A 25,583-nucleotide genomic window follows, 5' to 3' on the forward strand; every position below is an offset into this window, starting at 1 on the left:
TTACACGTGGACGTGGTGATGGTGGTGGCCGCCGACCGGGTCGTCGGGGTGGTCGTGCGGGGTCTGCGGCCGGCCCACCTTGTCGGCGAAGCCGGGCAGCGCCACCCGGTAGGCGCAGGTGTCGCAGTTCATCCGGATGTCCCCGCGCAACGCCTCGGCGTGCCGTTCGAGGACCAGGTCGGCGAGGGCGTCGCAGTCGCCGATCAGGTCGGCCACCCGCACGTCGAGGTCGGGGTGGGCGGCGGCGAACTCCGCCGACCGGGCCACGATCCGGTCCGGCAGCACCCCGGCGAACAGGAAGTACGGGGCCACGACGATCCGGCGCGCGCCGAGGCGGCGCAGCCGCTCCAGCACCGCCGGCACCGACGGCTCGGCCAGCGAGACGAAGCCCGGTTCGACGCCCGCGTAGCCGCGCCCCTCCCACAGCAGCCGGGCCACCTTGGCGACCTCGGCGTTGGCGTCGGGGTCGGTGGAGCCCCGGCCGATCAGCGCCACCCACGTCCCGGCCCGGTCGGCGCCGGCCAGCGCGGCGTCGATCCGGTCGGCGAGGACGTCGTGCAGCAGCGGGTGCGGGCCCAGCGGGCGGCCGTAGGCGTAGCGGAGGCCGGGGAAGCGTTCCTTCTCCCGGGCCAGCGCGGCCGGGATGTCGCCCTTGCCGTGCCCGGCGGCGGCGAGGACCAGCGGCAGCGCCACGAGCCGGCGGTGCCCCCGGCCCGCGAGCGCGCCGACCGCGTCGGTCAGCGGCGGGCGGGACAGCTCGATGAAGCCGCCCTCGACGTCGTCGACGGCGCGGCGGCGGCGGATCCGGTCGACCAGGGCCACGAACTGGGCGACGCCGGCGGCGCTGCGGGTGCCGTGGCCGACGATCAGCAGCGGGGTGCGGCCCTGCCCCCGCGCGCCCGTTCCGGGTCGGTTCGTCACGTCTCCTCCAGGTACAGCAGGGCATTGAGGGCGGCGGCGGCGACCGCCGAGCCGCCCTTCTCGCCGACGTTGGACACGGCGGGCAGGCCGCTGGCGCGCAGCGCCGCCTTGCTCTCGGCGGCGCCGACGAACCCGACCGGCAGGCCCACCACCAGCGCCGGCCGCACGCCGAGGTCGAGCAGCTCGAACAGGGCGGTGGGCGCGCAGCCGACCACCCACACCGCGCCGGGGCCCACCCGGTCGTACGCGACCCGCACCGCCGCCGCCGAGCGGGTGAGGCCCGCCGCGCCGGCCAGGGCGGCGGTGGCCGGCTCGGCGATCGGGCACACCGGCCCGGGGCCGGGGCGGGTGATCCCGGCGGCGACCATCGCCACGTCGGCGACCACCGGCGCGCCGCCGCGCAGGGCGGCCAGCCCGCCGGCCAGGGCCGCCTCGTCGCAGACCAGGTCGGCGACGTAGTCGAGGTCGGCGCTGGCGTGCACCACCCGCTCGGTGACGGCCCGGGTCAGCGGCGGCAGGCCGGTCAGGTCCACCCGGGAGCGCAGGATCGCGTACGACCGCCGCTCGATCGGGTGCACGACGCGGCTCACCGGTCCGCCGTCCCGGGCGCGGCGCGGTCGACCCGGCCCGGCTCCCCCGGCGCGGCGCGCTCGCCCCGGTCGGCGGGACCGTCGGCGGGGGCGCCGTAGCGCTCGTCGTAGCGGCGCAGCTTCCACAGCGCGGCGGCGGCGACCCAGGCCAGCGCGAACAGCGCCACGACGGCGTAGCCGAGCTGCTCGAAGTGCTCGGCGAGCGCGGCGTACCCGGCCAGGGCGGACACCCCGAGGTGGTCGACGAGCAGCCCGGCGAGGTAGACGCTGGCCACGAGCGCGCCGACGAGCACGGTCATGCCGGTGGTAGCGAGGTTGTAGTAGAGCCGGCGGGCCGGCTGCCGGTACGCCCACGAGTACGCCCGGCTCATCAGCAGGCTGTCGGCGGTGTCCATGGCGGACATCCCGGCGGCGAACAGCAGCGGCAGGGTGAGCAGGGCCAGCACGGGCAGCCCCCCGGCGGCGGCGGTGCTCGCGGACAGGGCGAGCAGGGTCACCTCGCTTGCCGTCTCCAGGCCCAGGCCGAACAGGAACCCGACGGGCGCCATGTGCCAGGACGAGCGCACCAGCGAACGCGCCCGCGACCCCAGCACCCGCTGCACGAGGCCCCGGTTGAGCAGGTGCAGGTCCAGCTCCCGCTCGTCGAGGCCGCCGTGGCGCAGCCGCCGCCACAGCCGGGCCAGCCCGGCCAGCACCACGGCGTTGAGCCCGGCGACGAGGCTCAGGAACAGGGTGGCGGTGACGATCGCGACGGTGGCGCCCACCTCGCGGGCCTGCGCCAGGCCGAGGCCGGCGAGGCTGGTCGAGGCGAGCCCGACGATCAGGGCGAGCAGCAGCACCACGGCGCTGTGGCCGACGGCGAAGAAGAAGCCGACCCCGACGGGACGCCGGCCGCGCAGCAGCATCAGGCGGGTGGTGTCGTCGATGGCGGCGATGTGGTCGGCGTCGAAGGCGTGCCGCACCCCGAGGGCGTACGCGAGGGTGCCGGCCCCGGCCAGCCCGCCGGCCGCCGCGGGCTGGCCGTTCCAGTAGAGGTAGAGGCTCCAGCCGGCGACGTGCAGCACGGCGACGGCGAGCACGATGCCGCCGAGGCGTACCCGCTCGGCGCGGCTCCACCGGCCCGCCGGGGGCGCGGCGCTGACCACGGTCGTACTCATCGGGTTCCTCCACAGGGGTCGGTGCCGGTGACGTGGATGGCGTCGACCGGGCAGATCTCCAGGCACTCCAGGCAGCCGGTGCACGCCTGCGCGCGCACCAGCAGCCCGCCGGGGGTGGGTCGGATCGCGTGGGTGGGGCAGGTCAGCAGGCACGCGCCGCACCCCTGACAGCCGACGATGGTCACGGGGGCGGTCACGCGCGCCACCGGTAGCCGCGCGGGGTGACCATCCGGCCGGCGACGAGCCGGGTGCGGCTGCTGCCGACCACCACCACGCTGTACATGTCGACCACGGCCGGGTCGAGGGTGGCGAGGGTGGCCAGGTGCACCCGTTCGCCGGGCCGGCTGGCGTTGCGCACCACCCCCACCGGGGTGTCCGGCGGCCGGTGCGCGGCGAACGTCTTCAGGGCGGCGGCGAGCTGCCAGTCCCGGGCGCGGCTGCGCGGGTTGTAGAGCAGCGCCACGAAGTCGCCCTCCGCGGCGGCGGCGACGCGCCGCTCGATGACCTCCCACGGGGTGTGCAGGTCGGACAGGCTCAGGTAGGCGTGGTCGTGGCCCAGCGGCGCGCCGAGCAGCGCCGACGCGGCGAGCGCGGCGGTCACCCCGGGGACGCCGACGACGTCGACGCGGTCGTCGGCGTGCTCCAGGGCGGGGCTGGCCATCGCGTACACCCCGGCGTCGCCGGAGCCGACCAGCGCCACGGCGTGCCCGGCGGTGGCCTCGGCGACGGCGGCGCGGGCGCGTTCCTCCTCCGCGCCGAGGCCGCTGGCGAGGATCCGGGTGCCGGGACGCAGCACGTCGCGCACCTGGTCGACGTACTGGTCCAGGCCGACGACCACGGCGGCGCGGCGCAGCTCGGCGAGGGCGCGCGGGGTGCGCAGGTCGGCCGCGCCGGGGCCGAGGCCGACGATGGCCAGCCGGCCGCGCGGGGCGTGCCGGGCCACCGCGACGGTGGCCATCGCCGAGGCGGTCTTCGGCGCGACGAGCGTCGCGTCGGCGCGCCGGCCGGGCTCGCCGAGCAGCGCGGCGGCCTCCGCGACGCTGGGCGTGCCGACGGCCGCGCGGACCACCTCGCTGGGGTGCGGCACGTCGACGGCCGCCAGGTCCGCCGCCGGATGCGTCACCAGGGGTACGCCGAGCGCGTCGGCGGTCGCCCGGATCCCCGCCTCGTCGGCCTTGATGTCGGCGCTGGCCAGGCAGCGGACGCTGGCCGGGCTGAGGCCGGCGGCGGCGAGGACCCGGTCGAGCAGGTCGCGCACCTGCCCGGCGGGCACGCCCCGGCTGCCGCCCACGCCGACGACCAGCGACGGCGGCCGGAGCACGGCGGTGCGCCCGTCGGGCGGCACGACCCGGTCGGTGACGAGGAGCCGGGGCGAACCGGCGGGGGCGTCGGCGCGCACGTGCGGCGGCAGGGCCGGCAGCGGCCAGGCCGCGTCGGCGACGAGCCGCACCGGCTCGCCGTCGAGCAGGGCCCTGGTCACGGCGGCGACCGCCCCCTCGACGGGCCAGCCGAGCGTGTCCAGGCCGGGCAGGTCCGCCGCGTCGGTGGCGGTGGTGACCACCGGCCGGGCGTCGAGCAGCGCGCCGACGTCGGCGGCGAGGGCGTTCGCGCCCCCGGCGTGGCCGCCGAGCAGCGCCACGGCGTGCCGGGCGGCCTCGTCGACGACCACGACGGCCGGGTCGGTGCGCTTGTCGCCCAGCAGCGGGGCGAGGATCCGCACCACCGCCCCGGTGGCCAGGAACGCGACGACGGCGTCGTGCCCGGTGAACGCGGCGCGCAGCGCGTCGGCGGCGGTGTCGGCCTCGACGAGGCAGGCGTGCGGCCAGGCGGCGGCGAGGGTGCGGGCGTGGCGGCGGCCGGCGGCGGTGGCCGCGACGAGTCCGATGCGGGTCATCTGCGCTCCCCGGGGGACGGTGGGTGGTCGGCGGTGAGGACGAACACCGGGTTGGTGGCGGCGAGGCGCACCGACCCGCCGGGCAGGTCGGCGAGGCGGGCGGCGGAGAGCTGCACGCCCTCGACGCGGTAGCCGTGCCCGCGCAGCAGGTCGAGGGCGGGGGCGACCCGGTCCAGGGCGGCGACGGCGGCCACCACGCGGACGGGCCGGCGGGCGGCGACGGCGGCGAGGGCGGCCAGTCCGCCGCCGCCGACGAAGACGGCGTCCGGGTCGGGCAGCCCGGCCAGCGCCGCCGGGGCGGGACCGGCGACGACCCGCACGTCGACCCGGTGCGCGGCGGCGTTGCGCCGGACGAGGCCGACGGCGTCCGGGTCGCGTTCGACGGCGATCACGGCCGCGCCGAGCAGGGCGCACTCGATGCCGACGGAGCCGCTGCCCGCGCCGACGTCCCAGACGAGCCGGCCGAGGCGGGGGCGCAGCCGGGCCACGGCGAGGGCCCGCACCTCCGCCTTGGTGATCATCGAGTCACGGTGGGCGTAGGCGTCCTCGGGCAGCGCCCAGCCCCCGGCGGGCGCGGCGGCCGGCTGGTTGTCGGCGCGCGCCCCGGCCGCCGCCCCGCCGACGCCCGGACCGGCGGCGGGGCCGGGCTGGTCGGCCGGGTCGGCCGGCGGCGGGGCGGCGGGGCCGGGCGGCACGGGCGGGTCGGCCGGATCTGCCGGTGCCGGGGCGGCGGGGCCAGGCGGCACGGGCGGGTCCGCCGGCGCCGGGTCGGCGAGGCTGAGCAGCACGTGCGGGTCGGCCCAGGCGGTGCCGGCGGCGGCCTGCGGGGTGGTCTCGACGATCCGCTCGGCCGGGGTGCCGAGGCGCTCGGCGACGACGAGGCGGCGCGGCCAGCCGACCAGGCCCGCGCCGATCTCGGCGGCCCCCGCCCCGGGGGCGGTGAGCACGGCGACCGCCGGCAGCGCCCGGGCGGCGTTGAGCGCTGGCCGCAGGGCGCGGCCGTGCGCGCTGACCACGGCCGCGCCGTCCCAGGGCAGGCCGGCGCGGGCGAACGCGGCGGCCACGCTGGACACGGCGGGCAGCACCCGCAGCGGCAGCCCGTCGGCGTGCAGCCGGCGCACGATGCCGAACAGCCCCGGGTCGCCGCTGGCCAGCACCACCGCCGGGGTGCCGGCGGCGACGGCGGCGGCGAGCCGCTCCAGCGCGGGGGCGAGCGGGCCGAGGGCGACCGTGGCGCAGCCGGGGGGCAGCGCGACGGCGGCGAGGTGCCGGGCCGCGCCGACGGCCAGCCGCGCCCCGGCGAGGGCGTCGGCGGCGGCGGGGTGCGACGGCGCGCCGCCCGCGTCGACGCCCACGACGGTCACCGGGGTGTCGACGCCGACGACCGGCGCGGGGGAATCGACGCCGACGACGGGCGCGGGGGCGTCGGCGGCGCGGGGCACCCGCCCCGGCGGCACGTCGCCGGGCAGCAGGCGGCCCGCCGGGCCTGCGCCGGGGGTCACGCCGCCCACCGGCCCGCCGACGCGACGAGGTGCTCCCCGGCGAAGTCGACCATCGCCACGTCGACGTCGACGGCGTGCCCGGCGAAGCGCAGCAGCACCTGACGGACCCGGGCGCAGAGCAGGTCCCCGGCGGGGCGCAGCAGCCCGGCGTCCGCCCACAGCTCGTACGCGTGCCGGCCGGTGTTCGCCGCCACCACCTCGGCCACCAGGGCCGGGTCCCCGCCGGCGTCGGCGGTGACCGCGCCGAGCAGCGACAGGTCCACCTTGGAGCGGGTGTAGTGGGTCATCAGCACCCCGGCGGCGAGCTTGGCCAGCTTGCCGGCCATCCCGACGAACGCCACCCGGGTCAGGCCGTCGCCGACGGCGGCGGTGACGGCCGCGCCGGTGAAGTCGCCGACCTCGACGAAGCACACCTCGGGCAGGTCGGCCAGCAGGGCGCGGGCGGCCCGTTCGGTGCGCCCGCCGGTGCACAGCACCACCGTCCGCTCCCCCTGGGCGGCCATCACGTGCACGGCCTGCACCACGCTGGCCCGCCAGGAGGCCGTCGAGAAGGGCCGGACGATCCCGGTGGTGCCGAGGATGGAGATGCCGCCGAGGATGCCGAGCCGCCGGTTGGTGGTCTTGCGGGCCATCACCTCCCCGCCGGGGACGCTGATGACCACCCGTACCCCGACCTCGGCCAGGTCGACCACCTCGGCGACGGCCTGGCCGATCATGCGGCGCGGGGTCTCGTTGATCGCCGGGCCGCCGACGGCGAGGCCCAGGCCCGGCTTGGTGACCGTGCCGACGCCCGGCCCGCCGGCCAGGTCGAGGCCGGGGGCGTCGCGCCAGCCGACGGTGGCGGTGAGGTGCGCGCCGTGGGTGACGTCCGGGTCGTCCCCGGCGTCCTTGACCACCACGGCCTCCGCGCCCGCGCCGGGCGGGTCGGCGAGGTCGCAGCGGGCCACGGGGAAGGCCACCCGGCGGCCGGCGGGCAGGCCGATCTCCACCTGCCGCTGCGGCACGCCGGTGACCAGCGCGGTCACCGCCGCCTTCGCCGCCGCGGTGGCGCACGCGCCGGTCGTCCAGCCGGTGCGCAGCGCGGTGGGCCGGACCTTCGCGGTACGCGGCAGGTCCGGCTCGCGCAGCTCCGGTTCGGGGTACGTCATCCGGCCCGTCCCGGCGCGGCCGGTGTCCCGGGCTCGGCGTCCCCGCCCGCGCCGGTGGCGTCGTCGCGGCGGCGGCGCAGCTCCGCGCGGGCGGCCGGCTCGGCCCGGCGGAAGGTGTGGAAGTGCCCGGGGTGATAGAGGTGCGAGCGGGTGCCGGCGGCGGCCAGCGCCGGCCCGACCAGGAACAGGGTGTGTTTCCACAGCCGGTGCCGCTTGACGGTGGCCTCCAGGGTGCCGACGGTGCAGCGCGCCACCAGCTCGTCCGGCCACGTCGCCCGGTACGCCACCACGGCCGGGGTGTCCGCCGGGTAGCCGCCGGCCAGCAGCTCGGCCTGCACCTGCCCGGAGCGGGCGGCGGAGAGGAACAGCGCCATGGTGGTGCCGTGCCGGGCGAAGTCGCGGACCCGCTCGCCGGGCGGCATCGGCGTCTTGCCGCCTTCGAGGCGGGTGAGGATCACCGACTGGGCCACCTCGGGGACGGTCAGCTCCCGGCCGACGAGCGCGGCGACGGCGGTGAACGCGGAGACGCCGGGCACCACCTCGACGGCCAGCCCGAGGGCCCGGCACAGGTCGAGCTGCTCTTGCACCGCCCCCCACAGCGCCGGGTCGCCGGAGTGGATCCGCGCCACGGTCAGCCCCCGGGCGGCGGCCCGCTCGTAGACCGGCAGCACCCCCTCCATCGCCAGTTGCGAGGAGTCGACGATCTCGGCGTCGGCGCGGGCGTGGTCGAGCACGTCGGCGTGCACCAGGCTCGCCGCCCAGACCACCACGTCGGCCGCGCCGATCACCCGGGCGGCGCGCAGGGTGAGCAGGTCGGCCGCGCCGGGCCCGGCCCCGACGAACCACACCTTCCCCGTGGTCGCCGGCGCGCCGGCGGCGTCTCCTGCGGTGCTCACAGCTTGCCTCCCCGGGTGTCCCGGCGGGCCGGGACGAGCAGCGTCGACAGGTACGGCAGGTCGCCGTCGTCGGGGTCCGCCGGGCCGATCCGCTCCCCGGGCAGGCCGAGCCCCCGGCCCAGCACCGCCTCGCCGAGGCGGCCCTGCCGGCGCAGCTCGGCCACCAGCTCGGGGTGCCGCCGCCAGCCCTTGTACGCGACGACCGTCCCCGGCCCGGCCAGGGCGGCGGCGAACAGCTCCGGCCCGGCGGTGGCGGGCAGCAGGGTCAGCGGCTCGCGTCCCTCGCAGAGCACGGTGCCGCTGCGGGCGGCGAGGTCCTGCATGGCGGTGATCCCGGGCACCGTGGCGACCCGCACCGCCGGGCGCAGCGTGCGCACGCCCTGGGCCAGGTAACCGAAGGTGGAGTAGACGTTCGGGTCGCCGATGGTGGCGAACGCGACCCGGGCGGCACCGGCGTCGAACGCGTCGGCGACGGCGCGGGCGGCGGCGTCCCAGACGGCCCGGCGGCGGGCGGTGACGCCGCCCCGGTCGTCGAGGGCGAACGGCAGCCGTCGCACCCGGCCACCGTCCACGTACGACCGGACGGTCGCCTCGGCCCGCCCGCCGCCGTCCACCGTCCCCGGGCCGGTCCCGGTCCCGTCGGGACCGGCCGGGGCGTCGGGGCCGGCTGGCGCGTCGGGGTGCTCCGCCATCACCGGGACGAACACCACGTCGGCCTCGCGCAGCACCCGCACCGCCTTCACGGTCAGCAGCTCCGGGTCGCCCGGCCCGACCCCCACGCCGGTCAGCGTGGGCCCGTCGGGGCGCGCCGCCGGGGCGGGCCACGACGCAGGGACGGGCCGTGGCCCCGGGGCGGTCACCGGCACGCCTGCACGAGGCGACGGGCGGCGTGCGGCTGGCCGGCCCAGTGGACGTGCAGGTAGGAGGCGTGCACCCGGCCGTCGACGAAGCCGTGCGCCGCGCCGTCGAAACGCCACGCCGGGGTGTCGCCGTGGCCGGGGTCGGTGACGGTGCGGTGGAACTCGTGGCCGCGTACCCGCTCGCCGGCCCGGGTCACCGGGGAGTCGGCGGCGGCCACCGCCTCCCGGTAGCCGAGGGTGAGCCGGCCGGTCATCCGGGCGGTCAGGTCCAGCCGCCCGCACATCGGCGCACCGTCGAGGGAGCGGCCCAGGTAGAGCAGGCCGGCGCACTCGGCGACGACGGGCCCGTCGAAGGCGGCCAGCTCGGCGCGCAGCGCGGCGTTGCCGGCGAGCGCGTCGGCGTGCGCCTCCGGGAAGCCGCCGCCGATCACCACCGCCCGGGTGCCGGCCGGCAGGCCGGGGTCGCGCAGCGGGTCGAACGGGGCCACGGTCGCCCCGGCCGCCGCGAGGAGTTCCGCGGTCTCGGCGTACGAGAAGGTGAAGGCCGCCCCGGCGGCGACCGCGACCGTCGGGCCGCCGGTGCGCGCCGGGCCGCCGACGGCGGTGACACCGGCTGGGCCGCCGACGGCGGCGGTACCGGCTGGGCCGCCGACGGCGGCGGTACCGGCTGGGCCGCCGACGGCGGCGGTGCTGCCCTGACCGCCGACGGCGGCGACCGGGTCCCAGGCGGGGACGGTCAGCGGCGGGGCGCTGCGGGCCAGGTCGAGCACCGCGTCGAGGTCGACGGTGGCGGCGACCAGGTCGGCGAGGGCGGCCACGACCGCGAGGGACTCCGGGGCCCGCTCGGCGACCGGCACCAGACCGAGGTGCCGCGAGGGGGCGGCGACCTCCACGGACCGGCTGACCGCCCCGAGCACCGGCACGCCCACCTCGGCGAGGGCGTCGCGCAGCAGCGTCTCGTGCCGGGGCGAGCCGACCCGGTTGAGGATCACCCCGCCGACGCGCACCCGCTCGTCGAAGGCGCGCATGCCGAGCACCAGGGCGGCGGCGGAGCGGCCCTGGGCGGTGGTGTCGAGCACCAGCAGCACGGGGGCGTCGACGAGGGTGGCGACGTGGGCCGTGGAGGCGTACCCCCGGCGGCCGACCGCGCCGTCGTGCAGGCCCATCACCCCCTCGATCACGGCGACGTCGGCGGGCGTCGGGACGCTCGCGCCGTGGCGCAGCAGCGGCGCGACGCGCTCCGCCCCGACCAGCCACGGGTCCAGGTTGCGGCCCGGCCGGCCGGCGGCGAGGCCGTGGTAGCCGGGATCGATGTAGTCGGGGCCCACCTTGTGCGGGCTGACGGTCAGCCCGCGGCGGCGCAGCGCGCCGAGCAGGCCGGTGGCCACGGTCGTCTTGCCGTGCCCGCTGGCCGGGGCGGCGACCACCACCCGGGGCAGCGCCCATCCGGTGCTCACCACTCGATGCCCTTCTGGCCCTTCTGGCCGGCGTCCATCGGGTGCTTGACCTTGGTCAGCTCGGCGACCAGGTCGGCTGCGGCGACCAGGCGCGGGTCGGCGTCGCGGCCGGTGATCACGACGTGCTGGAAGCCGGGCCGGTCGGCCAGCGTCGCCACGACCTCGTCGACGTCGACCCAGCCCCACTTCATCGGGTACGTGAACTCGTCGAGCACGTACAGGCCGTAGCGCTGCGCGGCCAGGTCGCGCTGGATCTGCCGCCAGCCCTCCAGGGCGTCGGCGGCGTGGTCGGCCTCGCCGCCGCGCTGGATCCACGACCAGCCCTCGCCCATCTTGTGCCAGGCGACCGGCGCGCCCTGGCCGGTGCGCTCGTGCGCCTCGCCGAGGGCGCGGAAGGCGTTCTCCTCGCCGACCCGCCACTTGGCGCTCTTGACGAACTGGAACACCCCGATCGGCAGCCCGGCGGTCCAGGCGCGCAGGGCCAGCCCGAACGCGGCGGTCGACTTGCCCTTCATCTGCCCGGTGTGGACGATCAGCAGCGGCCGGTGCCGCCGCTGCCGCGTGGTCAGCCCGTCGGCGGGCACCCGTTCCGGCCTACCCTGCGGCATCAGCGCACACTCCTGTCCTGCCGGCTCGTCCCGCCGGCTCTCCACGATCTTGCAGTTGCGGCCCCCGCTTGCAGCGCCTTCGCCCCTTTCGTCCGGGCCTCAAGTGCAAGATCGCTGTGCGTGAGGGCCGCGAGGGGGTGGTGCCGGGCGTTGAGGTGGGTGGCCAGGCGGCGGGCCAGGTGCAGGCGGACGGGCCCGGACTCGCAGTCGACGACGACGCACGGCGCGCCGGTGGCGGCGAGCGCCGCCGCCGCGCGGTCGGCCCGCTCCAGCGGGCGGGGCCCGGCGGTGGCCCGGCCGTCGGTGAGCACCAGCACCAGGGGACGCCGCCTCGGGTCGCGCAGCCGCTCCACCCGCAGCAGCTCGGCGGCGGCGGCGAGGCCCTCCGCGAGCGGGGTGCGCCCGCCGGTGGGCAGGTCGGCGAGGCGGGCGGACGCGGCCAGCACCGACGACGTCGCCGGCAGCAGGGTCTGCGCCCCGGCCCCCCGGAACGCCACCACGGCCACCTTGTCCCGGCGCTGGTAGGCGTCGGTGAGCAGGGCCAGCACGGCGCCCTTCACGGTCGACATCCGCTCCCGCGCGCCCATCGAGCCGCTGGCGTCGACGACGAACAGCACGAGGTTGCCCTCGCGCCCCTCGCGGACCGCCTCCCGCAGGTCGGCCGGGCGCAGCCGCAGCGGCCCGCCGACCCGGCCCCGGGCCGCCCGACGCCCGGCGGCGGCGCGGATCGTCGCCGGCAGGTGCAGCGGGCCGGGCCGGCCGGTGCGCGGGGTCCGCGCCCCGGTGGTGCGGCCCCGGCCGGTGCGGGCCCGCGACCGCCGGCCGGGCACCCCGTCGCCGACGCCGGGCGCGGTGAGCAGCCGGGCCGTCAACCCCGTCCGGGGTACGGCCACCCGCTGCCGCCCGCCGCCGCCGTCCCCGGGTCGGTCGACCGGCTGGTCGGCGGGCGGGTTCCCGCACTGGGCTGTGGGCTGGTCCCCGGGCTCTCCGGGAGCCCTGGTGTCGGCGGTCGACCTGGCTGTGCCGTCGCCGTCGTGCCAGCCGCTCGCCGAGCCGCCAGCCGTCGTCCCGTTCCCGGGGCCGTCGCCTCCCGCCGGACCACCGCCGTCCGGGCCACTCCCGTCGGGACCGCCACCGCCCCCGGGGCCACCGCCGCCATGCGGGCCGCCCCCGGGACCACCACCGTCCGGGCCGTCGCCGTCGCCGTCGGGGGCGGGCGGGTCGTCGTCGGGGTGGTCGTCGGCGGCCCGCCGCAGCGCCTCGTCGAGACGGTCCTCGTCCAGCCCCGGGGCGTCGAACGGGTCACGGCGGCGGCGGTGCGGCAGGGCAAGCCGGGCGGCGACCCGCACGTCCTCGGCGGTCACCACCGTCCGGTCCTGCCAGGCGGCGTGCGCCATCGCGGCGCGGGCGGTGACGATGTCGGCGCGCATCCCGTCCACGTCGAACGCGGCGCACACCTCGGCGATCTGGCGCAGCGCGGCGTCGGGCAGCCGCACCCGGCCGAGCCGGTCCCGGGCGGCGGCGACCCGCCGGGCCACCTGGGCGTCGGCGGCGGCCCAGCGGGCGGCGAACCCGGCCGGGTCGGCGTCGGCGGCCAGCCGGCGGCGCACCACCTCCACCCGCACGGCCGGATCGCGGCTGGCGGCCACCTCCACGGTCAGCCCGAACCGGTCCAGCAGCTGCGGGCGCAGCTCCCCCTCCTCTGGGTTCATCGTGCCCACCAGCAGGAACCGGGACGCGTGGCTGACCGACACGCCCTCCCGCTCGACGTGGTTGCGGCCCATCGCGGCGGCGTCGAGGAGCAGGTCGACGAGGTGGTCGTGCAGCAGGTTGACCTCGTCGACGTAGAGCACGCCCCGGTGGGCGGCGGCGAGCAGGCCGGGCTCGAAGGCGCGTACCCCCTCGGCGAGGGCCCGCTCCAGGTCCAGCGAGCCGACCACCCGGTCCTCGGCGGCGCCGACGGGCAGCTCGACCAGGCGGGCCGGGCGACGCTCGACGGGCGCGGCGGCGCGGCCCGGACCCGCCGCGCCGGCGGGGTGCGGGCCGTCGGGCGGGCCCGGGTGCGGGCCGTCGGGGCAGGACGGGTCCGGCGTCGCCGGGTCGCAGGCGAACCGGCAGCCGGCGACCTGGTCGACGGGCGGCAGCAGGGCGGCCAGGGCCCGCACGGCGGTGGACTTCGCGGTGCCCTTCTCGCCCCGCACGAGGACCCCGCCGATGGCCGGGCAGACGGCGTTGAGCAGCAGCGCGAGGCGCATGTCGGCCATGCCGAGCACGGCGGAGAAGGGAAACGCGCTCATTGCCGGTCCTCCAGGTCGCCCTCGCTGGCCAGGTACGTCTCGCGGAGCCGGTCGAGGGTGGCCGGCTGCGGGGCGGCCCACATCCCCCGCTCGGCGGCCTCCAGCAGCCGCTCGGTGATGCCGCGCAGCGCCCACGGGTTGGACTGCTCCAGGAACGCCCGGGTGGTGTCGTCGAAGACGTACTCGGCGGCGAGGCGCTCGTACATCCAGTCGTCGACGACGCCGGCGGTGGCGTCGTAGCCGAACAGGTAGTCCACGGTGGCGGCCAGCTCGAACGCGCCCTTGTAGCCGTGCCGGCGCATCGCGGCGATCCACTTCGGGTTCACCACCCGGGCCCGGAACACCCGCCGGGTCTCCTCGCCGAGGGTGCGGGTGCGCACGTCGTGCGGCATCGCCGAGTCCCCCACGTACGCGGCGGGGGCGACGCCGGTGAGGTGGCGCACCATCGCCACCATCCCGCCGTGGTACTGGAAGTAGTCGTCGGAGTCGACGATGTCGTGCTCGCGGGTGTCCTGGTTCTTCACCGCCACGGCGATGCGGGCGAAGGAGCGTTCCATGTCGGCGCGGGCCTCCCGCCCGTCCAGGCCGGGGCCGTACGCGTAGCCTCCCCAGACGGCGTACACCTCGGCGAGGTCCGCGTCGCTGCGCCAGTTGCGGGCGTCGATCAGCGGCAGCAGCCCCGCCCCGTACGCCCCCGGTTTGGAGCCGAAGACGCGGGCGGTGGCCCGGCGCTCGTCGCCGTGCTCGGCGAGGTCGGCGGCGACGTGCGCGGCGACGTAGTTGTCCCGCGCCGGCTCGTCGAGGGCGGCGACCCGGCGCACCGCGTCGTCGATCAGCGCGACGACGTGCGGGAACGCGTCGCGGAAGAACCCCGAGATGCGGACGGTGACGTCGACGCGGGGCCGGCCCAGCTCGGCGAGCGGCACCACCTCGACGCCGGTGACCCGGCGGGACCGGTCGTCCCAGGTGGGGCGGCAGCCGAGCAGGGCGAGCACCTCGGCGACGTCGTCGCCCTGGGTGCGCATGGCGCTGGTGCCCCAGACGGTGAGCCCCACCGAGCGGGGGTAGGCGCCGGTGTCGGCGAGGTGGCGGGCCAGCAGCGAGTCCGCGAGGGCCACGCCGACGTCCCAGGCGTTGCGGCTGGGGATCGCCTTCGGGTCGACGGAGTAGAAGTTGCGGCCGGTGGGCAGCACGTTGACCAGGCCCCGGGTGGGCGAGCCGGACGGGCCGGGCGGCACGAACCGGCCGTCGAGCGCGCCGAGCACCCGGCCGACCTCGTCGGTGGTGCGCGCCAGCCGGGGCACCACCTCGCGGGCGGCGAAGCGCAGCACGTCGGCGGCGTCGGGGATCGCCCGGCCGGTGACCTCCGCGACGACGGCGTCGACCCGGTCGGCGCTGGCGTCGGCGTCGATACCGGTGCCGGTGCTGGTGTTCGCGTCGGCGTCGGCGGCCCAGCCGGTGGCCTCCAGGTTGGCGACGAGGCGGCGGGCCAGCCCCTCGATCAGGTCGACGGCGTCGGCGGCGGTGCCGGCGGGGCCGTCGGCCACGTCGGTCAGCTCCTTCGGCACGGCGATGCGCCGTCCCGGCTCGGCGAGCAGGGCGGCCTCGTCGAGGCCGTACGCGGCGGCGAGCGCCTGGCGCAGGCCGGGCAGGGCGCGCACCCCGCCCCACACCTGGGGGGCGCGCAGCACGGCGAGGACCAGGTTGACCCGCGCCTCGCCGGTGGGCGCGCCGCCGAGGACGTGCAGGCCGTCGCGGATCTGCACGTCCTTGACCTCGCACAGGTACCCGTCGAGGTGCAGCACGAAGTCGTCGAAGTCGTCGGCGGCGGGCATGTCGGCGGTGTGCAGGTCGTGGTGCAGCTCGGCGGCGCGCACCAGGTCCCAGATCTGCGCCCGCACCGTCGGGACCTTCGCCGGGTCGAGGGCCTGCACGGTGGCGTACTCGTCGAGGAGCTGTTCGAGTTTCGCCAGGTCGCCGTACGTCTCGGCGCGGGCCATCGGCGGCACGAGGTGGTCGACGACGACGGCGTGGGCGCGGCGCTTGGCCTGGGTGCCCTCGCCGGGGTCGTTGACGATGAACGGGTACACCAGCGGCAGGTCGCCGAGGACGGCGTCGGGGGCGCAGTCGGCGGCCAGGCCGAGGCCCTTGCCGGGCAGCCACTCCAGGGTCCCGTGCTTGCCGAGGTGCACCACGGCGTCCGCGCCGAACCCGCCGTCCGCCTCGGGCGCGGCCAGCCAGCGGTACGCGGCGAGGTAGTGGTGGCTGGGCGGCAGGTCGGGGTCGTGGTAGATGGCGATCGGGTTCTCGCCGAAGCCGCGCGGCGGCTGGATCGCCAGCAGCACGTTGCCCAGCCGCAGGCCGGCGAGCACCACGTGCCCGTCGTCGACGTACAGCTCGCCGGGGGGCTCGCCCCAGTGCTCGCGGATCCGCCCGCGCAGCCCGGCCGGGAGCGCGTCGAACCAGCGCCGGTAGCTTGCCTGCGGCACCCGGGCGTCGGCGGCGGCGAGCTGCTCGGGGGTGAGCCACTCCACGTCGTGGCCGCCGGCGGCGATCAGGGCGTGGATGAGCGCGTCCCCGTCGTCGGGCACCGGCCGGTCGCCGAGGTGGTAGCCGGCGTCGGCGAGCGCGGCGAGCAGCCGCACCGCCGAGGCGGGGGTGTCCAGGCCGACGGCGTTGCCGACCCGGGAGTGCTTCGTCGGGTAGGAGCTGAGCACGATCGCCAGCCGCTTGTCGGCGTGCGGCACGTGCCGCAGCCGGGCCTGGCGCGCGGCGATCCCGGCGACCCGGGCGGCCCGCTCGGGGTCGGGCTCGTAGACCGACAGCCCGTCGGCGTCGATCCGCTTGAACGAGAACGGCACGGTGACGATCCGGCCGTCGAACTCGGGGATGGCCACCTGCATGGCGGCGTCCAGCGGGGACAGCCCGGCGTCGCTGCCGGCCCACTGGTCGCGGGTGCTGGTGAGGCAGAGCGCCTGCACGATCGGCACGTCGAGGGCGGCGAGCGCGCCGACGTCCCAGGCGTCGTCGCCCCCGGCGGAGGCGTCGGCGGCCACCGTCCCGCCCGCGGCCAGCACGGTGACGACGAGGGCGTCGCAGCGGGCGAACAGCTCCAGCGGCCCGTCGCCGGGGGCCAGCCCGCGCAGCGAGCCGCAGAAGACCGGCAGGGGGTTCGCCCCGGCGGCGTCGACGGCGTCGGCGAGGGCGTCGACGAAGGCGGTGTTCCCGGCGAGGGCGTGCGCCCGGTAGAAGACGATCCCGACCGTCGGCCGCTCGGGCTTGACGGGCCGCTCGCCGTGGACGCCGTGCCCGGGGGTGGGCGCGGGCGGGGCGAAGCCCGCGCCGGTGAGCAGCACCGTGTCGGAGAGGAACCGGGCCAGCTCGGCGAGGTTGCCCGGCCCGCCCTCGACCAGGTACGCCAGGGCCCCGGTGGCCACCCCGGAGGCCACGGTGGACGCGGCCATCAGCTCCGCGTCGGGCACCGCCTCGCCGCCGAGGACGACCGTCGGCACCCCGGAGCCGAGCACGGCCGCGAGGCCGTCCGGCCACGCCTGCCGGCCCCCGAGCAGCCGTACGACGGCGAGGTCGACGCCGTCGAGCAGCGCCGGCACGGCGTCGGCGGCGACCCGGGCGGGGTTGGCCAGCCGGTAGCCGACGCCGCTGGCCCGGGCGGCGAGCAGGTCGGTGTCGGCGGTGGACAGCAGCAGGATGCGCACGGAGGGCTCCGGAGAGTGACGCACGGGGCGGCGGGCAGGCCGCCTGCGGGCAGGCGTGGGCGCGGGTTCAGCGGGTACGGCGGGCCTGCGGCCGGCTCACCGGCGCGGGCCGGGGCGCCGGGGGCGCAGCGTGGCGCGGTACGCGGGGCTCGGGCTCAGGTGCGGCGACGGGGCGCGGGCAGGCTGCCGCGCGCCAGCAGGCGGCGACGATGATCGTCGATGTGCGAGACGCCGTGCGTCATCGGGTCCTCCTCGGGTGTCCACGCCCTGGGGTCGCTCCGACGGCCGAAGTATCCTGGCTTCCGGATCGACGCTCTCCCCCGGCCTTCCAACCGCAGACACACGGCCGTGACTCACGAGGGGGGATCGCTCCCCGGTGACAGTGGCGGGACCGCGCCGGAATCGCACCGGCTTCCTTCACTGCCGTCAGGCCGCGAATGCTGCCACACCCGACCGCCGCCGGTCAACGCCGGACTCCCGGCCACCCCACTCCCCTAACGACATCGATGCCTGACAATTGCATCGGGAATCGGATGCGGCGAAAGCAAATGTCGTACGCCGATGGATGCGGGCCGTTCCGCGCGCATTTCCCCGCCGCCCGCCCCCGGGCTGGCTAGGCTGATTCCGATCATCGCCCGCCGGCGCGGGACGGGACTTGCCCGAAGGGAATCCGATCAGTGGCGACGCAGGTCATCGTGCTCAACGGCGGCTCCAGCTCGGGCAAGTCCGCGATCGTCCGGTGCCTCCAGCGCGTCCTGCCGCACCCGTGGATCAGTTTCGGCGTGGACGACCTGATCGACCGGCTGCCGCCGGCCCTGCTGGGCAGCCCCGCCGGGCTGAGCTTCGGCCCGCACGGCGAGGTCGACGTCGGCGGGGACTTCCTCGCCGTGCAGCACGCCTGGCTGGTCGGCATCGCCGCGATGGCGGACGCCGGGGCGCGGATCATCCTGGACGAGGTCTTCCTCGGCGGCGGCGCCTCCCAGGAGCGGCTCGGCGGCTACCTGGCCGACGTCGAGGTGCTGTGGGCCGGCGTGCGGTGTCCCCCGGCCGTCGCGGCGGCCCGGGAGATCGCCCGGGGCGACCGGGTGATCGGGATGGCGGCGGCGCAGGCCGAGACCGTGCACGAGGGGGTCCGCTACGACGTCGAGGTCGACACCGGCCGCACCGAGTCGCTCGACTGCGCCCGCGCCATCGCCGCGCACGTGCGCTGAGCGACTCGGTGCGGCGGGCCGACGGCGCCCGGGGTCAGCGCGCCCGGCGCTCCGGGTGCGCCCGGTTCCAGGCCCGCATCCGCTCCGGGTACCCGGTCCGCGCGGCCTCGTACAACGGCACGGCGTGCCGCTGGGCGATCTTCGCGGCGGCCCGCGGCGACCCGGTCCGCCGCCGGATCCACTCCCCGTCGTGGGCTATCGCCATCACGGTGGTGTCGGTCGCGGTGGTCTCCGGCTCCAGGTAGAACTCCACGCCCCGGCGGCTGCGGACGAACTCCTCCAGGGCGGCCAGGTCGTCCGGCGTCGCCTCGCGGTCGAGCTTCGTCGGGATCCCGTCGGCGACAGGTCGGCGGCGGCTGAACCAGCCCATGCCCGGCTCCTCTCCTCGGCGCGCCCTCCAGTGGAGCATCCCCGCCTGGCAGCCTGCTGGACGCGGGATGTGAGGAAGCTGACCCGGCCCGCCTCCCCGTACACTCCCCCGGTGGCGGCGTGGCGGGCGGTGGCGGCGCGGGACAACGCCGACTGGTGCGACCTGGTCGGCCGGGCCCACGGCCTCGCGGGGGCGCGCGACGCGGACGCCTGGTCGGTGCCCCGCCGTTCCCCGCAGTGGTATCCGGACGCGGTGACCCTGCGCCCCCACGTGGACGCCGCCCGGCTGCTGGCCCGGATCGATGCCGGTCCCGGCGCGTCGGTGAAGGACAGCTTCGCCGACCTGGACCTCGCCCCGCACGGCTTCCGGGTGCTCTTCGCGGCCGAGTGGATCCACCGCCCGCCAGCCGCACCGCCCGGCGCGTCGCTCGTCATGCCGCTCGTCATGCCGCTCGTCGTGCCGCCCGGGGCCGGCCCGACGGCACTGGCCCCGGTCACGTCGGCGCGAGGGCTGGCCGACTGGTCCGCCGCGCACGGCAGCGAGGTCCTGCGCCGGCCGGCGCTGCTGGCCGACCCGCGGGTCACGATCCTCGCCCGGCACGCGGCCGACGGCGCGGTCACCGCAGGCGCCGTGCTGACCGACGGAGGCCCGGCGGTCGGGGTCTCCAACGTCTTCGCCGCCGACGGCGATCTCGCCCGGGTGTGGCGGGGCGTCGTGGCCGCCTGCCCGGACCGGCCGCTGGTCGGCTACGAGTCCGGAGGCGGCCTGCCGCCGGCCGAGGAGGCGGGTTTCCGGCGGATCGGGCCGCTGCGCGTCTGGCTGCGCCCGGACCACCACCGCGGCCCGGACCCCGCCACCGGCTGACCCCGCTGCGCAACCGGCGCTAGACCGGGCGGCTGCGCGTGCCGGCCGGCGGCCGGAGCACCGGGACCAGGGCGAGGGCGGGCACCAGGAGCAGCGGCACCAACAGCAGCGCCCGCAGCGTGCCCACCTGGTCGCCGAGCAGGCCGAGCAGCGGCGGGCCGCCGAGGAAGGCCGTGTAGCCGATCACGCCGACGACGCTGACCCGGGCCGGCGCCCGGTCCTCCTCGTCGGCGGCGGCGCTGAGCCCCACCGGGAAGCCGAGCGACGCGCCCAGCCCCCACAGTGCCACGCCGAGGATCGCCACCGGCCCGTCGCCGGCCAGCACCGCGAGGCCGGCGCCCGCCGCGGCGAGCAGGATGGTGCCGAACAGCACGGGCACCCGGCCCCAGCGGTCGATCGCCACGGTTCCGGCGGTGCGCCCGATGGTCATGCCGACCACGAACACCCCGAACACGGCGGCGCCGGCCGCCTCGCTGAGCCCGTACCCGTCGACGAACGCCACGGCCAGCCAGTCGTTGGCGCTGCCCTCGGTGAACGCCATCACCAGCACCAGCAGGCCGATGAGCAGCGTGCGCGGCTCCCGCCAGGCGGCGAGCAGCGACGCGCGCCGGGCCGCGGCGGCGGCCCGCTCCCCGCCGGCCGACGCGGTGCCGGCGGCGAGGAACGTCCGGACCCCGAGCAGCGTGCCGACCAGCACCACCGCCGCGAGGACGCTCAGGTGCGCGGCGATCGGCACCCCGACCCGCGCGGCTCCGGCCCCGATCCCCGCCCCGGCCACCGAGCCGAGGCTCCAGGCCGCGTGGAACCGGGGCAGGATGGTGCGCCCCAGCCGCCGCTCGACCGTCGTACCCTCGATGTTCATCGCCACGTCGCAGGTGCCGGCGCCGTAGCCGAAGGCGAACAGGCCGACGGCGGCCCCGGGCAGGAAGCCGGCGACCCCGGCGGACGTGCCGGCGACGGCCAACCCGCCCGAGACCAGCGCGGTGCCGAGCAGCACCGCGCGGGCCGTGCCGAGGCGCTGGGCCACCAGCCCGGCCGTCGGCATGGCCAGCAGCGACCCCACCGACATCGACAACAGCAGCAGGCCGAGCCCTCCGGCGCTGAGGTCCAGCGCCTCCCGGGCGGCCGGCACCCGGGCGAACCAGGTGGCGATCGCGAGCCCGTTCAGGGCGAACACGGCCGCCACGCCGTTGCGGGCGGGCAGGACCGGGCGTTGCGCGCCGACCCGACCGGCATCCGGCTCGGCAGGCGGTGCGTCGGTGCTGCTCACGACGAGTTCCTCTCGGCTCTGCGGGCGTCGACCGCCCATTGGACACCCTGGCGCGACAGCACCGATCTTGGCCCCGCCCCTTACCGTAATCCGGACCGGCCCGCTCCCGGCAGACGCCGGGGCCGGCGTCACACGGCCGGCAGGCCGAGTGCCTCGTCGACCCGGCCGAGCACGGCGGCGTCGTCGTCCACGCCGACCCCGCGCAGCAGGTCGATCGCGGTGGCCCGCACCTGCCCCACGATCATCGCCAGCGGCAGGGGCTGGCCGGAGGCGAAGAGCCGCCCGGCGACCCGGACGGCGTCCAGCGCGGCGGCCTCGGCGCGGCCGGCGTGCGCGTCGGCGACGGCGTCGCGACCGTCGAGGTCGGCCGCGAACGCCTCCCCGGCCGCCTGCACGGCGTCGGCCAGGCAGCGGACCGCCCCGCCGAGGTCGGCCGGGACGGGGGCGGCCAGCCGGGTGAGGGTCACCCCGGCCCGGGCCAGCACCCGCACGTTGCGCACGGCGTAGTCGATCTGCCCGATGGACGCGTCGACGGTGCGCAGCCGTCCCAGGTGCCGGCGGCGGCGTACGTGCAGGGTCAGCGCCTCCCCGGCGGCGAGCACCGCGTCGCGCAGCCGCTCCACGGCCGCGTCCATGCCCCGCGCCCGGTCCAGGGCGGCCAGGGCGGCCTGCTCGTCGCGGCCGTCGAGGGCGTCGGCGACCTCGCGCAGCAGCCCGGCGAGGCCCTCGAAGGTCTGCCGGAACTCGACGACCAACGGGGCGAGCGGGCGGCGGGCGTCGACGAGCTGGCTGGCCACGAGGGCCACCGCCCCGCCGATCAGGGCGTCGACGAACCGGAACGGGATCAGCGACTCGGTCGGCGGGGCGACCACCACCAGGTAGAGGGCGGAGACGGCGGCCTGCACCACGGAGACGCCGGTCGCGCCGACCGCCACGGCGAGCACGATGGTGAGCAGGATCACCGTGAAGACCGTCCAGCTGCTGTGCGGGCCGAGGGCCTGCACCACGACGTCGGCGACGAGCACCCCGGCGGCGACGCCGAGCACCACCTCCACCGCCCGGCGCATCCGCTGGCCCCGGGCCTGCCCGAGGACGATGAGCGCGGCGGCCGGGGCGAAGAACGGCTGCGGGTGCCCGACCAGCCGGGTGGCCAGCACCCAGGCCACCGTGGCCGCGACCGTCCCCTCCACCACCGGCAGCCAGCCCTGCCGGGCCCGGCCGGCGGCCTCCCGGAACCAGCTCCACCGCACCATGGCCGCCTCCCCTGCCCGTCGCACCACCGCCCATGGTGCTCCGGCCCCGCCGCGCCCCGGAACCCGGGCCGGCTCCTCACGCGATCTTGCACATCGGGCCCCGACGAATGGTGCGAAAGCCCCACCGGAGGGGCCGCAAGTGCAAGATCGCGTGGGGGTGGGGTCGGTGGGGTCAGGCCACGTGGGTGAGGTGGGCCGTGATCGCGGCGGCGAGGATCTCCGGGCCGGGGCGGGCCCAGAGGTCGGCGTCGAAGACCTCCACCTCGATCGCCCCCCGGTAGCCGGCCGCGTCGACGGCGTCACGGAACCGGCGCAGGTCGACGCAGCCCTCGCCGGGCAGCGCCCGGCCCAGCAGCACGCCCGCCGGCAGCGGGGTGACCCAGTCCGCGACCTGGAACGCGGCGATCCGGTCGCCCGCGCGGGCGATCTGCCGGAACACCGTGTCGTCCCACCACAGGTGGTACGTGTCGACCACCACCCCGACCGCGCCCGGGTCGAACCGCTCGGCGATGTCGAGGGCCTGGCCGAGGGTGGAGATCACGCACCGGTCGGCGCAGAACATCGGGTGCAGCGGCTCGATGGCCAGCCGCACCCCGGCCGCCCTGGCGTGCGGCACGAGCTCGCCGATCGCGTCGGCGACCCGTTCGCGGGCGGCGTCGACGTCGCGGCTGCCGGCCGGCAGGCCCCCGGAGACCAGCACCAGCTCGCGGGTGCCGAGGGCGGCCGCCTCCTCGATCGCCCGCAGGTTCTCGTCGCGCCAGCCGTCGGCGGTGAAGAACCCGCCCCGGCACAGCGAGGTGACGGCCAGCCCCGCCTCGCGGACCAGCCGCGCGGCCCGCTCGACGCCGTATTCCCGCACCGGCTCCCGCCAGAGCCCGACGCCCGGCACGCCGGCCGCCATGCAGCCGGCGACCAGCTCCTCCAGGCCCCAGCCGGTGGCGGTGGCCTGGTTGAACGAGAACCGGGCCAGCCGGTCGCCGAGGCGGTCGCCCGCCGGGCCGCCGGCGGCGGTCGCTGCCGGCCCGCCGGCCGCACGCGTCGCCGCCCCACCCACCCCGGCCGCCGCCGGCCCGCCGGCCGCGCCGACCGCGCCGGGCACCGCCGGCCCGGCGGTCGTGCGCGCCGGCGCCCCGGGCGCCGTGGCCGCCTCCGGCCCGTCCACGGCGGTCACTGGGCCACCCCGGCGACCGTGAAGTAGGCCCGGGCCCGCGCGGCGGCCAGCTCGGCGTCGGGCAGCAGCCCGGCCGCGTCGGCCAGGACGAGCAGCCGGGCCAGGTGGGCCGGCGACCGGCCCGCCTGCTGGCCGCCGACCATGGTGAAGTGGTCCTGGTGGCCGGTCAGCCAGGCCAGGAACACGATGCCGGTCTTGTAGTGCCAGGTCGGGGCCGCGAACAGGTGCCGGGCCAGCGGCACGGTGGGGGCGAAGACCTCGTCGTACGTCGCGAGGTCGCCGGCGTCGAGGGCGGCCAGCGCGGCGGCGGCGGCCGGCGCGATGGCGGCGAACACCCCGAGCAGCGCGTCGGAGTGACCCGCCGCGTCGCCCCGGATCAGCTCCGGATAGTGGAAGTCGTCGCCGGTGTAGAGGCGGACCCCGGCGGGCAGCCGGCGGCGCAGGGCGACCTCCCGGTCGGCGTCGAGCAGCGACACCTTGATCCCGTCGACCTTCTCGGCGTGGTCGGAGATCAGATCGAGCACGGCGTCGGCGGCGAGGTCCAGGTCGGCCGAGCCCCAGTAGCCGGCCAGCGCCGGGTCGAACATGTCGCCGAGCCAGTGCAGCACGACCGGCTGGTCGGAGGCGGTCAGCAGGTGGGCGTACACCTGCTGGTAGTCCTCGGGGCCGCGGGCGGCGGCGGCGAGGTGCCGGCTGCACATCAGCACCGGTCGGGCCCCCGCAGAGAGCACCTCGGCGAGCTGCTCGGCGTAGGCGTCGCGGATCTGCGCGATGCTGGCCGGGCCGACGGGAAGCTGGTCGGTGGCGACCCCGGCGACGATCCGGCCGCCGGCCGCGCGGGCCTCGGCGGCGCTGCGCCGGATCAGCTCGCGGGTCGCCGGGTAGTCCAGGCCCATGCCGCGCTGCGCGGTGTCCATCGCCTCGGCGACCCCGAGCCCGTACGACCAGAGGTGCCGCCGGAAGGCGAGGGTGCGGTCCCAGTCGACGGCGGCCGGCGCGCCGGGGACGTTCTCGGCGCGCGGGTCGGCCACCACGTGCGCGGCGGCGTACGCGATCCGGGTGGTCGCCGGGGCGGCCGGGCGGGGGAAGCCGCCGCTGCCGGTGAGCCGGTGCCGGGTGCCGTCGGGCAGGACGACCCCGCCGCTCATCGGTCCAGCTCCGGGATCTCGATGCGGCGGTGCTCGCGGGCGGAGCGCAGGCCCAGCTCGGCGAGCTGCACGCCGCGCGCGCCGGCCATGAAGTCCCACGGGAACGGCTCGCCGGCCACCACGTGCCGCAGGAACGCCTCCCACTGCACCTTGAAGCCGTTGTCGAACTCGTCGTTGTCCGGCACCTCGCTCCACTGTGACCGGAAGCTCTCGCCGGAGGGCAGGTCCGGGTTCCACACCGGCTTCGGGGTGACCGAGCGGTGCTGCACGCGGCAGTTGCGCAGCCCGGCGACGGCGCTGCCCTCGGTGCCGTCGACCTGGAACTCGACCAGCTCGTCGCGGTGCACCCGGACGGCCCACGAGGAGTTGAGCTGGGCGATGATCCCGCCTTCGAGCTCGAAGATGCCGTACGCGGCGTCGTCGGCGGTGGCCGGGTAGGCGCGCCCGGCCTCGTCGACGCGGCGCGGGATGTGGGTGGCGTTGACGCAGGTGACCGCGCGCACCGGGGCGAACAGCTCCGCCAGCACGTAGTGCCAGTGCGGGAACATGTCCATCACGATGCCGCCGCCGTCCTCGGCGCGGTAGTTCCAGGACGGGCGCTGGGCGGGCTGCCAGTCGCCCTCGAAGACCCAGTAGCCGAACTCGCCGCGCACGGACAGGATGCGGCCGAAGAACCCGCCGTCGACGAGGCGCTTGAGCTTGCGCAGCCCGGGCAGGAACAGCTTGTCCTGCACCACGCCGGTGCGGATGCCGGCGGCGTCGGCGGCGCGGGCCAGCTCGACGGCGGCGGCGCTGTCCTCGGCGAGGGGCTTCTCGGTGTAGATGTGCTTGCCGGCGTCGATGGCCTGGCGGACGGCCTTCTCCCGCTGCTGGGTGAGCTGGGCGTCGAAGTAGACGTCGACGTCGTCGCGGGCGAGGGCGGCGGTGAGGTCGGTCGTCCAGTCGGTGAGCCCGTGCCGCTCGGCGATGTCGCGCAGCCGGCTCTCGTTGCGCCCCACCAGGATCAGCTCGGGCCAGATGCGGGTGCCGTCGGCCAGCGGCACCCCGCCCTGCTCCCGGATGGCCAACAGCGAACGGACGAGGTGCTGGCGGTAGCCCATCCGGCCGGTGACGCCATTGACGATGATCCCTATCGGCCTACGGCTCATGATTCTCTTCCCTCTCTTCGGGCGGCCGGCACCCGCCCGACGGGCACACGCGGCCAATCCGCCAGGCAAGCGCTTTCCTGGGAGCGTAGGGGCCGCCGCCCC

General features: G+C 77.9%; 20 protein-coding genes, 2 pseudogenes and 1 riboswitch. Of the genes and pseudogenes, 2 read left to right on the forward strand and 20 right to left on the reverse strand.

Features of this window, described 5'->3' with window-relative positions:
• Positions 1-12: 12 nt before the first annotated feature.
• From HDA31_RS15265 to cobN, 14 genes and pseudogenes are all read right to left on the reverse strand, one after another.
• Positions 13-921, reverse strand: a pseudogene (locus HDA31_RS15265) (sirohydrochlorin chelatase); the annotation flags it as partial.
• Entirely contained in the window at positions 918-1,511 is a 594-nt protein-coding gene (locus HDA31_RS15270) for a precorrin-8X methylmutase (protein WP_178064705.1), read from the reverse strand. The pseudogene HDA31_RS15265 and the gene HDA31_RS15270, both read right to left, overlap by 4 nt.
• Complete coding sequence (locus tag HDA31_RS15275; RefSeq protein ID WP_246384614.1) at positions 1,508-2,668, reverse strand: HoxN/HupN/NixA family nickel/cobalt transporter; 1,161 nt, start codon at positions 2,666-2,668, stop codon at positions 1,508-1,510. Before HDA31_RS15275 ends, HDA31_RS15270 begins: the two co-directional genes overlap by 4 nt.
• Positions 2,665-2,865 (reverse strand): 4Fe-4S binding protein, encoded by a 201-nt coding sequence (locus HDA31_RS15280; RefSeq protein ID WP_221487981.1) that lies wholly within the window; start codon positions 2,863-2,865, stop codon positions 2,665-2,667. Before HDA31_RS15280 ends, HDA31_RS15275 begins: the two co-directional genes overlap by 4 nt.
• Positions 2,862-4,562 carry a precorrin-3B C(17)-methyltransferase gene (gene cobJ / locus HDA31_RS15285; protein ID WP_178064703.1) on the reverse strand — a complete coding sequence of 567 codons (1,701 nt, stop codon included), beginning with the start codon at positions 4,560-4,562 and terminating at the stop codon, positions 2,862-2,864. The genes HDA31_RS15280 and cobJ overlap by 4 nt, the downstream gene beginning before the upstream one ends.
• The gene (cbiT, locus tag HDA31_RS33350; protein ID WP_501039831.1) at positions 4,559-5,350 is read right to left on the reverse strand and encodes a precorrin-6Y C5,15-methyltransferase (decarboxylating) subunit CbiT; all 792 of its coding nucleotides are present in this window, start codon (positions 5,348-5,350) and stop codon (positions 4,559-4,561) included. Before cbiT ends, cobJ begins: the two co-directional genes overlap by 4 nt.
• Positions 5,336-6,004 (reverse strand): annotated as a pseudogene (cbiE, locus tag HDA31_RS33355) (precorrin-6y C5,15-methyltransferase (decarboxylating) subunit CbiE); the annotation flags it as partial. The gene cbiT and the pseudogene cbiE, both read right to left, overlap by 15 nt.
• A gap of 56 nt (positions 6,005-6,060) precedes the next feature.
• Entirely contained in the window at positions 6,061-7,212 is a 1,152-nt protein-coding gene (locus HDA31_RS15295) for a cobalt-precorrin-5B (C(1))-methyltransferase (protein ID WP_178064701.1), read from the reverse strand.
• Positions 7,209-8,108, reverse strand: coding sequence for a precorrin-4 C(11)-methyltransferase (gene cobM / locus HDA31_RS15300; protein ID WP_178064700.1), 900 nt, complete (start codon positions 8,106-8,108; stop codon positions 7,209-7,211). The genes HDA31_RS15295 and cobM overlap by 4 nt, the downstream gene beginning before the upstream one ends.
• On the reverse strand, positions 8,105-8,896 hold the full coding sequence (locus HDA31_RS15305) for a precorrin-2 C(20)-methyltransferase (protein WP_221487362.1): 792 nt from the start codon (positions 8,894-8,896) through the stop codon (positions 8,105-8,107). Before HDA31_RS15305 ends, cobM begins: the two co-directional genes overlap by 4 nt.
• 68 nt (positions 8,897-8,964) lie before the next feature.
• Positions 8,965-10,428 carry a cobyrinic acid a,c-diamide synthase CobB gene (locus HDA31_RS15310; RefSeq protein ID WP_178064698.1) on the reverse strand — a complete coding sequence of 488 codons (1,464 nt, stop codon included), beginning with the start codon at positions 10,426-10,428 and terminating at the stop codon, positions 8,965-8,967.
• On the reverse strand, positions 10,422-11,033 hold the full coding sequence (gene cobO / locus HDA31_RS15315) for a cob(I)yrinic acid a,c-diamide adenosyltransferase (protein WP_091277672.1): 612 nt from the start codon (positions 11,031-11,033) through the stop codon (positions 10,422-10,424). The genes HDA31_RS15310 and cobO overlap by 7 nt, the downstream gene beginning before the upstream one ends.
• Positions 11,033-13,330 (reverse strand): VWA domain-containing protein, encoded by a 2,298-nt coding sequence (locus HDA31_RS15320; RefSeq protein ID WP_178064697.1) that lies wholly within the window; start codon positions 13,328-13,330, stop codon positions 11,033-11,035. The genes cobO and HDA31_RS15320 overlap by 1 nt, the downstream gene beginning before the upstream one ends.
• Positions 13,327-17,046 (reverse strand): cobaltochelatase subunit CobN, encoded by a 3,720-nt coding sequence (gene cobN / locus HDA31_RS15325; protein ID WP_178064696.1) that lies wholly within the window; start codon positions 17,044-17,046, stop codon positions 13,327-13,329. Before cobN ends, HDA31_RS15320 begins: the two co-directional genes overlap by 4 nt.
• 288 nt (positions 17,047-17,334) lie before the next feature.
• Positions 17,335-17,464: riboswitch (cobalamin riboswitch) on the reverse strand.
• A 259-nt stretch (positions 17,465-17,723) separates the two neighbouring features.
• Between cobN and cpt the strand changes: the two genes are divergently transcribed.
• Complete coding sequence (gene cpt, locus HDA31_RS15330; RefSeq protein WP_178064695.1) at positions 17,724-18,257, forward strand: chloramphenicol phosphotransferase CPT; 534 nt, start codon at positions 17,724-17,726, stop codon at positions 18,255-18,257.
• 34 nt (positions 18,258-18,291) lie between these two features.
• On the opposite strand, the gene HDA31_RS15335 is transcribed toward cpt, so the two are convergent.
• Positions 18,292-18,627, reverse strand: a complete 336-nt coding sequence (locus HDA31_RS15335) for a hypothetical protein (RefSeq protein WP_178064694.1) — start codon at positions 18,625-18,627, stop codon at positions 18,292-18,294.
• A 111-nt stretch (positions 18,628-18,738) separates the two neighbouring features.
• Between HDA31_RS15335 and HDA31_RS15340 the strand changes: the two genes are divergently transcribed.
• On the forward strand, positions 18,739-19,491 hold the full coding sequence (locus tag HDA31_RS15340) for a hypothetical protein (RefSeq protein WP_178064693.1): 753 nt from the start codon (positions 18,739-18,741) through the stop codon (positions 19,489-19,491).
• A 19-nt stretch (positions 19,492-19,510) separates the two neighbouring features.
• On the opposite strand, the gene HDA31_RS15345 is transcribed toward HDA31_RS15340, so the two are convergent.
• The 5 genes from HDA31_RS15345 to HDA31_RS15365 all read right to left on the reverse strand — a co-directional run bounded on the left by HDA31_RS15345 (position 19,511) and on the right by HDA31_RS15365 (position 25,481).
• The gene (locus HDA31_RS15345; RefSeq protein WP_178064692.1) at positions 19,511-20,800 is read right to left on the reverse strand and encodes an MFS transporter; all 1,290 of its coding nucleotides are present in this window, start codon (positions 20,798-20,800) and stop codon (positions 19,511-19,513) included.
• 89 nt (positions 20,801-20,889) lie between these two features.
• Positions 20,890-22,038, reverse strand: coding sequence for an FUSC family protein (locus HDA31_RS15350; RefSeq protein WP_246384612.1), 1,149 nt, complete (start codon positions 22,036-22,038; stop codon positions 20,890-20,892).
• A gap of 148 nt (positions 22,039-22,186) precedes the next feature.
• Positions 22,187-22,984, reverse strand: a complete 798-nt coding sequence (locus HDA31_RS15355; protein ID WP_178067384.1) for a sugar phosphate isomerase/epimerase family protein — start codon at positions 22,982-22,984, stop codon at positions 22,187-22,189.
• Positions 22,985-23,181: 197 nt separating this feature from the next.
• Entirely contained in the window at positions 23,182-24,333 is a 1,152-nt protein-coding gene (locus HDA31_RS15360; RefSeq protein ID WP_178064691.1) for a dihydrodipicolinate synthase family protein, read from the reverse strand.
• Entirely contained in the window at positions 24,330-25,481 is a 1,152-nt protein-coding gene (locus HDA31_RS15365) for a Gfo/Idh/MocA family protein (RefSeq protein ID WP_074476145.1), read from the reverse strand. Before HDA31_RS15365 ends, HDA31_RS15360 begins: the two co-directional genes overlap by 4 nt.
• Between the last annotated feature and the right edge of the window lie 102 nt (positions 25,482-25,583).

The organism is Micromonospora carbonacea (assembly GCF_014205165.1).
In the GTDB taxonomy this organism is placed as follows: domain Bacteria; phylum Actinomycetota; class Actinomycetes; order Mycobacteriales; family Micromonosporaceae; genus Micromonospora; species Micromonospora carbonacea.

Coding starts and splice junctions, on each gene's coding strand:
- cobO (WP_091277672.1), bottom strand. CDS start 11,033: ATGCCGCAGGGTAGGCCGGAACGGGTGCCCGCCGACGGGCTGACCACG.
- HDA31_RS15365 (WP_074476145.1), bottom strand. CDS start 25,481: ATGAGCCGTAGGCCGATAGGGATCATCGTCAATGGCGTCACCGGCCGG.
- HDA31_RS15335 (WP_178064694.1), bottom strand. CDS start 18,627: ATGGGCTGGTTCAGCCGCCGCCGACCTGTCGCCGACGGGATCCCGACG.
- HDA31_RS15360 (WP_178064691.1), bottom strand. CDS start 24,333: ATGAGCGGCGGGGTCGTCCTGCCCGACGGCACCCGGCACCGGCTCACC.
- HDA31_RS15345 (WP_178064692.1), bottom strand. CDS start 20,800: ATGGGCGGTCGACGCCCGCAGAGCCGAGAGGAACTCGTCGTGAGCAGC.
- HDA31_RS15275 (WP_246384614.1), bottom strand. CDS start 2,668: ATGAGTACGACCGTGGTCAGCGCCGCGCCCCCGGCGGGCCGGTGGAGC.
- cobJ (WP_178064703.1), bottom strand. CDS start 4,562: ATGACCCGCATCGGACTCGTCGCGGCCACCGCCGCCGGCCGCCGCCAC.
- HDA31_RS15295 (WP_178064701.1), bottom strand. CDS start 7,212: ATGACGTACCCCGAACCGGAGCTGCGCGAGCCGGACCTGCCGCGTACC.
- HDA31_RS15320 (WP_178064697.1), bottom strand. CDS start 13,330: ATGAGCGCGTTTCCCTTCTCCGCCGTGCTCGGCATGGCCGACATGCGC.